The sequence below is a fragment of the Stenotrophomonas sp. 22385 genome (genome assembly GCF_052045085.1).
Taxonomy (GTDB): domain Bacteria; phylum Pseudomonadota; class Gammaproteobacteria; order Xanthomonadales; family Xanthomonadaceae; genus Stenotrophomonas.
In genome coordinates this window covers 45208-57917 of the sequence record NZ_JBQEOG010000005.1, presented here as the reverse complement: position 1 = coordinate 57917, position 12710 = coordinate 45208, and the positions used below count along the sequence as shown (strand labels likewise).

The following is a 12710-nucleotide window of genomic DNA, read 5'->3' as shown; positions in this document are numbered from 1 at the left end:
CTTTTCTCCTGATGCAGGTGATCCTCGACATCATCCTCAAACAAGAATCCGCTTCATCTCTTTCAGGTCAATCAACGGAATGGGAACTATCAGATAGTTGAACAATTCCGCCACCGGTGGCTGGGAGAGTGACGCGGTAATGACTGCGAATCCGTGTGGCGATGAAGGATCCATCGTGTAGAGACCATTGTTGTCAATTGATCCCGCGCCAATTGCCACCGCCCATTCAGCGCCATCGATAGGCCCAAGGCTTCCCCTGAAGTCAAACTGGACCTGATTTGCCGGCACCGTCCCGCCTTCGCGCGCGACAATTTCAGCACTGAGCACCTTCTCGATCACCAGTGCCGAAGTCGCTTGGGATTCTCCTGTCCTGGGATTACGCGCAACGATCTCATCGACACTATAGAATCGATCGCCTGTGGACGGCCCAGGGATGTAGAGTCGATCATTGGCGTCGAACAGCGTCACCCCGTCCATCGACGGCTTCTCAAGCGTTGCGCCGGTGACGGAACGGACCTCCCATTCAAGCGTGCCTGCATCAATGCAGCCGCCAGCAACACGCGTTTCCCCGCCGTTCGGCCATGTACTGAAGACGAGGGGATTTACGACAACATCCTGCTTTACTACGGCGACAAGAGCGGAGCTCTTCCTTTCGCCCTTCGACCCCGTAATCGTCACAAGCGTGAAGGAACCTTCGATGCTGCCACTATCCGGTGCGGTGTACTCGCCTGTTGCTGAGATTGTGCCACTACCGCCCACGAAGCCGTCAACGAGCGCTACGGACCATTCCACACCATCGTGCGCGGGTGTTACCCCAAACTGTACCGTCCCCCCGCCCAGGACGCGATACTCGGATGGATGCACTTGAAACGAGCCTACCTTGCTGCCGACCTTTCCGAACACAACGAGCTCTCCGGGCAAGTGAGCGGCCTCGCCATGCAGGCGCAGACTCCCCGGAAAGTACAGCCCTGCGTTCCGCAGCAGGTCGAACTGAGGAGTGACAATGCCCTGCCCACCAAGAGCTTGATCAATCGCCGACACCAAGCCTTTACCCAACGCCGCAGATAGCGCAGGGAAATGCTGGTAATGCTCAGCTGCCAACAGTCCACCTTGACGGTAGATGCTGGTTGCCCAGGTGGGAGCTCCACCGCGGTCGGCAAGCTTGATGCTACCCTCGTCAGTAGCGGCAAACCCGTAGTTCGCCCGAACTCGCAGCGCGTAGTCGGCATCGCTGACCGCATCTGCTGACGCGGTGCGTAGCTTCGGCGCCTCTGCGCGGGAAAAGCTCGAGGTCTTCCAAGAGAAGAGCAACCCGTCCTTTACCCGATCAATGTGGAAGTTGGCAGAGCCAACGGCTCCGTCCGCAAGATCTGGGTCAATCGAGTAGCTGACCTCAGTGAAGGGCTCAACGGCTGGTGAAACTTCGATGGATTTCAGCCGCCCCCCCACGGCCGTCAGCGTGCTGACCGGCATGAAGTTGTTGTCAGGGTTGTCATATTCGAACTCAGCGCCAACTGCGCCATCAGCAAGGCTGTTAGGAACCAGGTTGGTCATCAGTGCGTAGCTGCTCATGACCATCGCAGTGCTGTAGCCCGAAGGAATGGGATACAGCCAGTCACTTCCATCTCCTGGAAACGCGCCTACTTTGCTGCCGTTGAAGGCCACGTAGAGCAGCACTCCGCCACCGCCTTGCTGACCTTCTGTTCCAGGCGCAATGAACGCCCGTGGTCGAATCTCGGCAGGCGAGAGAAAATCCACGCCGCTGTTGGACACGCTGCTGATAACAGCATGGTGGCTGCCGGGGGCAAGAGACCCGAACTCTTTCTCCAGGCAGTCGCCCCCCGCCCGCTGCGCCTCCTCTGTCTCAGCAAAGCCAAACAGATATCCATCACCGGCCGCAACATCCAGTAACACCTCTGCCGCTGTCTGCGGCGCAACAGAAATTTCTTTCAAGGTCGTTCGCGCAACGAGCCGTGGTCCCTGCAGCGGGCTGTAGGACTCAATCTTCACGATGCGCTTGGAAGCACCGCCAGGTTGATCTACCGTCAACTGAACACCGGCATTGGCTCGGCAGCTCCAACCAACCCGACCACTGGTTACCACGCTTTCAGAAAATGAAAGTTCCGGAGGACCAAACCTGAGGCCATAGAGATGCTCCCAGCGTAGGTTCTCCTGCGTCGCAGCCACAGTCGTGATCGAATTCGCAAGCGGGTGAGTATCGAGCCGCTCGAGATAGTCCAGTAGAAGCGAACGGTTGACGGTCGAACGATCAATGGCGATCCACATATCCCATCCGTGGGTGCGTGGTGCTTCAGCCAGCCAATCCAGTACGGCCTGTTCATCGGGCAGACCCAGAAGTTCCAAGTTGCTTTGCATGTCCATGGCTCCTTCGAAAATGGAATCAGCTCCGCAGCCAAGCGATTGCCGCGAACGCCTGACGCGTCGTCGCCTCGCTATCCCAGATCGACCAAAGGAATCGGTAGAATGATGAAGTTGGTCAGCTCGGCGACGTTCTCGATGAGGAAGTACGCCGTGACGATTGCGAACTTATGGACTGGATCTTCATCTGCGGTGAAGACACCCTCGTCATCAACCGACCCTCCCCCCGCTATCACTGTCCAAACCGTGTTTTTGATCGGCCCCATGTTGTTGTCAAATTCCAACCGAACTTTCCTGGCCGGAAGATCACTCTCGGCGATGTAAACCTTTCCACTGACACCCGTCTCGACCCGGAGGACATAGCTGGTATGCGAGGCGCCGGAGCGGGGATTGACAACCGTCACCTCGTCGACACTGAAGGGCTTCCCAGACGTGCCAGGACCTGGAACGTAGAAGCGTTCGCCGTCGTCGTACTCGCCTTCTTCCGGCGGCTCTTCCGTAAGCTCCGCACCCGTCGCGCTCTTCAATGACCAAGTCAGCTCCCCACCATCCACCGAACCTGCCGCCATCTGAATCTTTCCAGATGTGGACGAGGCCGTTACAACCAGGGGATTTAGCACTACATCACTACGCACAACTCGCATCAAAGCGGAGCTGCTAGCGGTAGCGGTCGCTCCGGTGATCCTTACCATCGTGTACCGCTGATACGCGCCTTCCATCGTTGGAGCCTGATACACACCCGTCTCACTGATGGAACCAATGTCACCCTCAAAACCAGTCACGCCTTCTACCTGCCATGTCAATCCCGCCTGTGGCGGCACCGCTTTCATGGCAATGCTGGCCCCGGCACCGATGACATCCTCCAATGGCTCGAGCTCGAACGCGGTGGCAGAAGGCCCGAGATCGCCGAATACAACAAGATCACAAGGGAAATGGGCCGCCTTCAGATCTACTACCGCACTGCTGCGGAACAGCAACCCATGCAGACGAAACATGTTGAACTCAGCCGTTGGGTCAACGAACCAGGAGAGCTGATCGATTCCAATGTTGTTAATGTGAGTGCTGCACACATAAAACATGACATCTGACCAACCATCCAGCACTGGATCGAGCTCGTGCATGGGATAGAGTTCGAAATCAGTCACCGAATCGTTGGCAATTTCAATCAACCCTAGTGCACCCGAATCGGTCAGGCCAAAACGGTACACTCGCTTGTAACTCCACTTCATCCCTACATCAGTCGCCGTACCTGGATCAGATGTAGTTACTTTACTCCAGAAGTTCGTACCTTCATTTTCACCCTGCCACCGAATATCGATAGTCCCATTGGACACATCCAGCGCCAAATTTGCCGTTGTTCCGGGCGAATCAGAGAGCGGCATATCCGAGAAGAGGTGAAGTGCGCCAAATGGAACAAATGGCGACCAGTGGCCATCCACCTTGGTAAAGTGCTCGCCCAAGATTGTTCCGGATTTAATAGCGGCCAACGGGTTGTCATTATCAAAAGTCATGTTTGCATGAAAACGATCCCAGCATTTCGCCCCTATGAGATTCTTGACAAGGTAGTAGTTTCCAATCAAAACGGTGGACGACCTCCCTTTAGGAACGGGGAACATCATCTCGGTGAGGTTGTCTGGTGTCAGCCCAACCTCACTCCCCACTGCCGAGACGAACACCGTAACGGCACCGTCACCGTAAGTACTGGATCTCCGCACGTTGGCTCCAGGGGCAGGGACGCCACGCAGCCTGAACTGATCTGGATTGAGAAATTCCGCGCCGTCCACCTGGCCAAGTTCATTCAACACGAGCACCTTTTTGTTTTCAGGCCACTTGTCAAATATCTGCTGAAAGAACCTACCACCCTCTTCCTGCTCGTTCTCGGAGGTACCCAAGGTCAGCCGGATGTCCACGCCAGCGGCGAGGTTTAGTTTGACGCGACCATCTTCACTGACGGATCCATCGGTGTCGTTGAGCCGAATGCCCACTATGAGCTTTGGACCTTGGAGCGGGTCATACCAATCGATCCTCTCTACCTTCCTGGGTCCGTTAGCCCCCTGCACTACGGTCATGTGTGACCCGCCCGTGATTCGAAGGGTCAGCGTTGCGAGGGAGTTGCTGATGGTGCTGCGTTCAAACGACAGCCTGGGTGCATCCAGGACTACATCGTTGAAGTAGGACCAGTGCTTGCCGGCAGAGATGACCATCTCACCGCTGATATGCTCAAACGCATCCTCTTCACTTGAGTGACGATCTATATACTCCTGCAAGAGAAGCGTGTTTGCCCTGACACGATCGTAGGCCAGGACCGCCGACCATCCGAAGGTGCGCGGCTTCACCTTGAGCCAATCAACCAACTGCTGTTCAGATGGAATTCGCTCGCTCTGTGACGTGTCAGACATGTCATACGCTCCAGGTTTGGCCGAAGTCAGCCCATCCACATAACAGTGGAGGTTGAGAAACTGATGGTTGTGTCGCCCCCGTCGCAAGAAACTTCAGCGCGCTGCATGAAAGAGCTATTGGCCTTCAGCGTCTGCAGGAATTCCTTCGGCAGCTTCCCGCCTACGGCAGCGTCGTCCAGTTCCTGCTGAGTGACGGGCACCGCGTCGCGAACCATGTGCTCGGTCGCCGTGCCGCCCGTGGTGACGCCTACTACCCAGATGCTCAACGCCTGCCCGGCTGCATTGAACGGCCAGCTCTTGACCTGCAGGTCGGCCCCTCCCGCAGGCACGTCGGCCATCGACAGCCCCGGCTTGCCCTGCGCCTGGATGCACTGCACCGGGTGATAGGCGCTGGTGAGCAAAGGTTTGATCCACAGGTTGAACGGCGCGGACGTGTGCTTGCGACCACCCGGCATCGTGACCCGGAAGAACACCTCGAAACGCTTGCCTTCTCCACCGATGTTGGCAGCTACCGCTGCGGGCGGGATTCGGAAGCGAAGGGGCTCGTCGACGCTGTGTGGCGCTTCGGCTACATGCTGGCCACCGTGCGGGTGCCCCACCCAGTGCACCTCGATGGCAATGGCGTCGGCCACGGTGTCAGACGGGGGCACCTTGATGTACACCCCGGAGGATGCCTTGGCCGCCATCAGGAAACCCATGTTCTGGCTGCCATCACCTTCGGCCTCGGCATCCTCGACGATAGGAGGTCCGAGCGCTACCGGGACAAGGATCTCGAGCGTCGATTCCATGGAGGATTCCGCCGCGCCCTCGCGAGCGTACTGGTAGGAGATTTCCACCTCACTGCCGATGTTGGCAGTGAGCCAGTCTGGCTCGATAAGCACCTCCAGCTCCCCGACGCTGATGTCCGCAGCGGTGAGCTCCCTCCACTTCACCGTGCTTCCGTCATCTTCCCTGCTCTGCCAGTACACAAGGACCGTGTCCCCTAAGGCGGCTCCAGGGTAGAGGGGAAAGACAACGTACACGCCTTCCGGGTAAAGGCCGGGATCGATGCCATTCCCATCGTGACCCGCCACGCTCGGCGCCGGCAGCCGTTGAGTAGGCACAGTATCGATCATCAGGGTCTGGACAGCGGAGCCACTCGTGCTCGCGCCGACGTGTTCGACCGTGTACCAGGTGTCGACCTGAAGCATGAACGCCTGCCAGATCTCGTTGGTTTCCAGTTCCCAGGTGACTGGCTTGCCAACATCGCTTTCCCGCACGGTAGCCTTCAGCACCAAGGACACTTCGCCACGAGACTCCACGAAGTGGAAGTTCACCGCATCGCCGGCTGCCATGCCCGGATAGGGCGGCGCCACCACGGTGGTCCACGCTTCCGGAATGTCCGACGGATCCAGATACAGATCATGCGCATGCCGGATCTGCGGCACGGGAAGCACCGCAGCATGAGACTGCAGCGAACAGGTTCGCTTGGCGGATGACGCCACCGGAGACTGCGTTGCGGTTTCGGCTGACATGGCTCACTCCTCGCTATCCCAAGCTCGGAGCCATCACCCATCGTTTCGCGCCAGGCGACTGGCCTGGCGATCACACACCGACTCCCTGCCGGCACTCACTCCTGCCGGTAGTGGCCTCCCCCGAGGCGCACCGTGGTTCATGGCTGACTAAACTGCGCCGGGCCGTATCTGATGTTCCAGATTCCGGGACCGGAAGCGCAGGCTATGCCTGCGAACATTAGGGCGGAGTGAAAGTCGCTGTAGAAGCAAAAATCCGCTTGCAAAAAAATTTCGACTGCGTCTAAGCTCTGCCCGCGGGGGAAATGCATGTGCAGACCACCATCCGGCGCGCCTGGCGCCCGGACGGTGGCTCACGGCACTTCCTTGAGGAGTAGAGCCATGCGAATCCTGCTCAACCCGCCCCGTCTTCTTCGCGCACTTTTGATCGCCACCGTCGCTGCAGCGCCGCTTGGATTGTCGGCACAGGCCACCGCCATCGGAGACAGGCAGGGCACGGTCGCCAGTTTCGACGGCGAACAGGCCACCATTGATGATTTTGTGGAGCTCGGTTTGATCGACGGGGCCATCATGGCATGCCCCAGACTTGGCTCGCGCGTCCTGGTCAAGATAGTACGAGAGCTCCGCAACACATTTGACGGCACCACCCATTATACCTGCGGGCGGGTCAAGCTTGATGGCCACGCTCTGGAGGTAGCGGACGAACGCCCCTTTGCTGGAAACTTCTACTACAACGCCCATCTCAATCACGTCGCCACATCCGCCAAGTACGACTTCAACGCCCACGGTGAAGTCGCTGACTCCAAGGTAGTTGATCCGGATAGCGACGCGCGGTTCGTCGTTCGATCTGAACAGCTTCGGCGTCATGCCTCCCTCAGCAGACGCACCGCCACGATGGAATGTCCCAAGAACATGGCGATTATCGCGTTGCACAGCGACATGGAGTTCGTGTGCGGATCGATATGGAAGAGCAACCCGCCATCAACGACGCCCGGCGGGAGGATCACGTTCCGGGACAAGGATAAAATCCCTTGCTCCCTTCCGGTGCCGAACGGGCCACTCAGGGAAGTCGCCACTTACATGCTCAAAGCGGCTCTCACGCCATGCTACTCAGACAAGCAGACGTCCATAGAGCTGCAGAACGTTCCGTCAGCGACCCGCATCCTACTTACCGACTCCTACGCGTGTGACAAGGTTGCGAACGTGAACGACATCTTCTGGATCGAGCTGGTGACCATCGAGAAGTCCGTCACGATGAGCCAGATCAACATCGACGAGTTCCTTGGTTTTTCCCCCGGCGAGATCGTGGCAAAGGGGCTCAAGCTCGTAGGCTACGACCGCTATGGTGCCAAGCCCATAGGCGAGACGCTTTCCTGCGTGGCAATCACCAACTCGCCAGCCCCACCGGCATCGTGAGAGGCACGGAAGCGAAAGAGCTGAGCCCGCCGCCGGCAATTGATGACGCCAGAAGAAGCCCGGCCCCACTTCTGTGAAGACGAACCGCTCTGCAGCAAGGATCTCGCCATGTCCACGTCCGTGCATTCGAACGCATTCAATTTCCGCAGCTACATGGATCATGGCGTGGACCCACGCACTGGGCAGTACACCGTGTCACTGGCAATACCCGCCCTGAAGAGCCATACCCTGGCCGGCCCACCTCTCCAGCTGTCCATTGCGTTCAACCCATTGAACACCCGCGACGCGGGCTTTGGCCTTGGCTGGGGTATCAACCTCACCGAGTTCGCTCCGGAGAACGGCCTGCTGTCGCTTGGCACCGGTGAGACCTTCAAGGTCACCGGTACGGGCGACACGCCTAACATTCCCGAGCGCAAGCTGCCCACGTTCCACTTTCACAAGCAGAGCAGCGACATCTACCGGGTGGTGCACAAGTCAGGCATGGTCGAGATACTGAAGGTCTTCGGGGGCAGTACGCCGCTCGCGCTGCCCACAGAGATTCTCGGGTCCGATGGGCGTGGAGTGCAGTTGAGCTACGTCACCTTCCAGGGCAGGGAGCGCCTTTCCACTGTAAGCGATGGCAACTCGGAACTGCTACGTGTGGGGCGCAACGAGGCCACCAACATAGTGGAGCTGCAGTTCTACCCAGGCCAAGGGCCAGACGGTCAACCGCTGGCAACCTTCATGCTGCACCTGAACTCCGGGGGCCGGGTGGAGAAGATAGTGCTGCCCACCCAGGAAAAAGCCTGCTGGCGATTGGCCTACAAAACCGTGGGAGAGACCACCGCACTGAGCGAGGTATGGACGCCAACCGGCGCCCACGAGACCATCGAGTATCTCGATGGAGGGCACAGGTTCCCCGGCAATGCGCACACGCCCATACCCCGTGTAACCCGGCATGTGGTGGACCCCGGTGCCGGGCAGCCTCCCATGGAGGTCCACTACGAGTATGGGAACACGAACTTTCTGGGCTACGGCGAGCTCTCCAGCTGGTCCGATGATGGGTTCGATAACCTGTACCGGATTGCCGATGCAGGCTTCACCTACGACTCCACCGCGATCCTCTGGGCTGAAGGCAGGGCGCAGCGGAAGGTAGAGCGCGTCTACAACCGTTTCCACCTGATGACCAGGGAGACCACCACCCAAGCCACGTGCAGGAAGACGGTGGTGAACACCTACTACGCGGACCTGCCCGAAAACCGGTTCAAGTCCTTTGACGAACAACCGGCGCAATGTCAGCTCCCCTGGAGCGTGGAAACCAGCTGGGAACTCACCGACGACTCCACCAAACGACGCACGGAACTGAGCCGGTCCGAGTATGACGAACACGGCAACCTGACCGTACAGATCAACGCCGACGGCACGCGCGAGGATTTCAGCTACTACCCGGCAGAGGGTGAACCGGGGGTGTGCCCGCCTGACCCGGAAGGTTTCCTGCGCAACCTGCGTACCCGGACCGTGCACCCCGCACCTGCTGAGCATGGTACCGCGCCAGTGCTGCGAACCGAGATCGAGTACATCACGCTTCCTCCAATCCCGGGCAGCTACAGCAGGCCCTTCATCGCCGAGCAGCTGCAAACACTTTCCGAGCTTGATGGCCCGGTTCTCAAACGTCTGCACACCGAGTATTTCAGCGATCCAACCGATGCGCTGCTGCTCGGTCGAACCCGCTCCGTGAGCGAGACGCTCAACGACCTGCCCACCTTCACTGACTACGAGTACCAGGCGGGCCCGAATGCCGACCTGGCTGCCGACGTCCTGCAGATCACCGAACACACCACTGGCTTTGATGGAGCCAAGCAGGTTGTGGTTCAGCAGCAGTCCATCCTGAGCGGGCAAACCGTGATGATGCTTGGGCTGGATGGGGTGGAGGTGCGCTATGCCTACGACCCGCTCAACCGGGTGGTCAACGAGACGGTGTCGCCAGGGACAGACTACGAAGCCAGCCGTACCTATGTGTACCACCTCTTGAACGAAAATGACGCAGGGCCCGCGTGGCAGCTCATGACCGACGCGCAGAATGTCCAAACCCGCACCCGGTTCGACGGACTCTCGCGCGCGGTGCATGAGGAGCGCCAGGATGTCGATGCGGCGCTGGCTGCCGGGCTGGCCCGGGCTGCGGCCGCGTTCCGGCCTACCTACACCGCGCATTACGATGCCTTGGGCCAACGCTCACAGGAGACCGTGGTCGACTGGATCGGGGATGAGGTACGCGCCCTCACCACGGGCTACGAGTACGACGATTGGGGAGAACGAAAGCGTACCGTCCGCCCGGATGGGGTCAGCGAGGTCACCGAGATTTCACCGTTTGGACCCCACGGGCCTGTGGAGCGCCGTTGGCTGGAAAGCGCGGCCACACCGCCTGCGATCTGTGATCGACGTGTCTCACACTTCAACCGCTTTGGAAAGACGTTCATCGTGCAGCACCTGGGCGATGACGAGCGCCCGGTGCTTACCATTCAACAGGTATACGACGGCCTCGGCCAGTGCGTTGCGTCGCATGAGCTGTCCGACATGCCGGAGCGGGTGACCCGTTATACGTACGACGCCTGGCGGCGGGTGGTGACCACCATCCTGCCCGACGGAACCACTCTGCACTATGCCTTTGCCGCGCACAGCACCGAAGCGCTTCCGGTCAGTATTCGCGTTGATCCGGTCAATGCAGCGCTGCCTGAGATGATCGCAGGCGAGCAGACCTTTGACGGACTGGACCGCGTCATCGCACGCATTGTGGGCGGACGCACGGAGACCTTCGAGTACACCGGAGGCAGTCTCTCGCCAAACAAACGCACCCTGCCCTCCGGCACGATGATCGACATCGACTATGTGGGCCCCTTGGGCGATGCTCCCAGGTCGATCACGGTCCAGGGCAAGGCCGACAGCTATGTATACGATGCGCACAGCGGAATGCTCACCGGCGCGGAAAACCTGCGGGGCAAGCGCCAGTACGAGTATGCCCTGACCGGCAAACTCGCCGTGGAGCGCTGGACGACCAGCAACGGGGGTGAACACCTCAGCACCCATAGGCTGTCCCGCGAGGGGCGCCCATTGGAGCGAAAGGACAGTGGACCTGGCTCCGCTTACTCGGTTACGACCACGCACCAGTACGACGCCAACGGCCGTATCAAATGCACCACCCAGGGCGCTGTTCAGGTGGAGATGACGTATGACGTCTTCGGCCGGCCGTGGGAGACGACCACGCAGAACATGCTGACCGGCCAGATTCTGATCACCACCCAGACCTACGATACGTTCAATCGTGAGACCGGGCGCAGCCTCAACGTGGGCGGGAGGCACTTCACGGTCACCCAGACGTGGCGCGCGGACAGCCAGCTGGCTACCCGCCACCTCGAAACCGATGGGCACAGCCTGCTCCACGAAGAATTCCACTACGACCGGCGCAACCGGCTGCAGCGTCATGTCTGTACAGGCGAACAGCGGCCCCAGGACCGCTTTGGCAATGCCATCGCCCAGCAGGTGTTTACCTATGACGCGATGGACAACGTCACCCGCTGCCTGACCATGTTCGGCGACGGCAGCCGTGATATCGCCGAGTACCACTATGCAACCGGCGATGCCTGTCAGCTGGTGGAAATCACGCACGAGCAGCACCCCGATTACCCGGCATCCGAAACGCTGGATTACGACGACGACGGCAACCTGCTCAATGACGCCCAAGGCCGCGAGCTGCACTACGACGCCTTGGGTCGGCTGCTTGGCATTGTGGCCGCGGGCCAACAGACCACCTACCACTACGACGGGCATGGCGAACTGGCAGGCACGGTAGAGGCTGACGGCGCTGAAACCCTGCGCTTCTACCAGGGCTACCAGCTGAACCATGAAGTACAGGGTGGAAAGGTGACGCACCTGCTGTATGCCAATGATTCGCCGGTCGCGCAGATCCCAGACGACAACATCGAGCAGAGCCGGCTGCTGTTGACCACCGCCATAGGCAGCGTGATCGCCGAGGCACGCCAGAACACCGTCACCACTGCCGCCTACACCGCCTACGGGGAATCCGGTGCTGGACTGGCAGCATTGCTGGGGTTCAATGGCGAAATGCGCGAGGTCAACGACTGGTATCTGCTCGGGCGTGGCTACCGCGCCTACTGCCCCGCCCTGATGCGCTTCAACCGACCCGATTCGGAGAGTCCGTTCGGGATGGGCGGGCTGAACCCCTACATCTACTGTGAAGGCAACCCGGTTACGTTCCGCGACAGATCGGGACACCGGCGCGAGCTGCCGGAGTATATCTACCCGCCGCCGCCGGTAGAGCAGCCCAAGCCCGCCGAAGGCGGCGGCGGCGGTTGGATGAAGTGGATCGGCGTTGCGATATCGGCCGTTTTCCTGGTGGCGTCGGTAGTGGCCATGCCGTTCACGGCTGGCCTCAGCTCGCCAGTGTTCCTGGCATCACTCAAGGGCGTTGCATTGCAGGTTGCCAGTATCGGTATGCAGGTAGGCGCCAATCTGGTCTCCGACCCCAACTTGCAGATGGCTCTCATGCTTGGCGGCATGGGGTTGGGCATCTACGGCGGCATGGTCTCGTCGAAGGCCAGTGCCGCTGCGTCCACCTTGGCCAAGCAGGCGAAAGCGGCGGGTGCCGGGGCAGCCGCCAAGTTCAATGCAGGCGGCAACTTCAATATCCCCCGCGCACAGCTGGGCGGGTCTCCAGGTGGGCAGAGCCTCGGCAGCAAGGCGATACGCCCGGTGGAATTGCCGTCGGGAACCATGCCATCCCAGCCCTGGACGGCAGTAGGGGCGCGCGCGCCAGCGCCGCAGAACTACGTCCCACGCGTTCGGCTCCCCACCAAAGCGAACCCACTCCGGCTTCGGCGAAACGCGGATTTCTTTACCACCCTGCCGATGGACACCGCCTTCCGCTGGCGGTCGGCTTCGCCGCAATCACCGGGCTTGGCCGCGTTTGCCCAGTACATGTGATGCGCCCTGGCCAGGACGATGGGTGGGA

The 12710-nt window shown here is 60.0% G+C and carries 5 protein-coding genes; 2 read left to right on the top strand and 3 right to left on the bottom strand.

Annotation, left to right across the window (positions count from 1 at the left end):
* Positions 1-36: 36 nt before the first annotated feature.
* From ACTJI4_RS10275 to ACTJI4_RS10265, 3 genes are all read right to left on the bottom strand, one after another.
* On the bottom strand, positions 37-2376 hold the full coding sequence (locus ACTJI4_RS10275) for a hypothetical protein (protein WP_440869295.1): 2340 nt from the start codon (positions 2374-2376) through the stop codon (positions 37-39).
* Positions 2377-2453: 77 nt separating this feature from the next.
* Positions 2454-4778, bottom strand: a complete 2325-nt coding sequence (locus tag ACTJI4_RS10270; protein WP_440869294.1) for a hypothetical protein — start codon at positions 4776-4778, stop codon at positions 2454-2456.
* Positions 4779-4804: 26 nt separating this feature from the next.
* Complete coding sequence (locus ACTJI4_RS10265) at positions 4805-6292, bottom strand: hypothetical protein (RefSeq protein WP_440869293.1); 1488 nt, start codon at positions 6290-6292, stop codon at positions 4805-4807.
* Positions 6293-6670: 378 nt separating this feature from the next.
* Here ACTJI4_RS10265 and ACTJI4_RS10260 point away from each other — a divergent pair, with 378 nt between their 5' ends.
* Both ACTJI4_RS10260 and ACTJI4_RS10255 read left to right on the top strand, forming a co-directional pair.
* Entirely contained in the window at positions 6671-7705 is a 1035-nt protein-coding gene (locus ACTJI4_RS10260; RefSeq protein ID WP_440869292.1) for a hypothetical protein, read from the top strand.
* A 108-nt stretch (positions 7706-7813) separates the two neighbouring features.
* Positions 7814-12682 carry an RHS repeat domain-containing protein gene (locus ACTJI4_RS10255; RefSeq protein WP_440869291.1) on the top strand — a complete coding sequence of 1623 codons (4869 nt, stop codon included), beginning with the start codon at positions 7814-7816 and terminating at the stop codon, positions 12680-12682.
* Positions 12683-12710: the final 28 nt, after the last annotated feature.

Excerpts from the sequence above, each read along its gene's own strand:
- ACTJI4_RS10275 (WP_440869295.1), bottom strand. The coding sequence starts at position 2,376 with ATGCAAAGCAACTTGGAACTTCTGGGTCTGCCCGATGAACAGGCCGTA.
- ACTJI4_RS10270 (WP_440869294.1), bottom strand. The coding sequence starts at position 4,778 with ATGTCTGACACGTCACAGAGCGAGCGAATTCCATCTGAACAGCAGTTG.
- ACTJI4_RS10265 (WP_440869293.1), bottom strand. The coding sequence starts at position 6,292 with ATGTCAGCCGAAACCGCAACGCAGTCTCCGGTGGCGTCATCCGCCAAG.
- ACTJI4_RS10260 (WP_440869292.1), top strand. The coding sequence starts at position 6,671 with ATGCGAATCCTGCTCAACCCGCCCCGTCTTCTTCGCGCACTTTTGATC.
- ACTJI4_RS10255 (WP_440869291.1), top strand. The coding sequence starts at position 7,814 with ATGTCCACGTCCGTGCATTCGAACGCATTCAATTTCCGCAGCTACATG.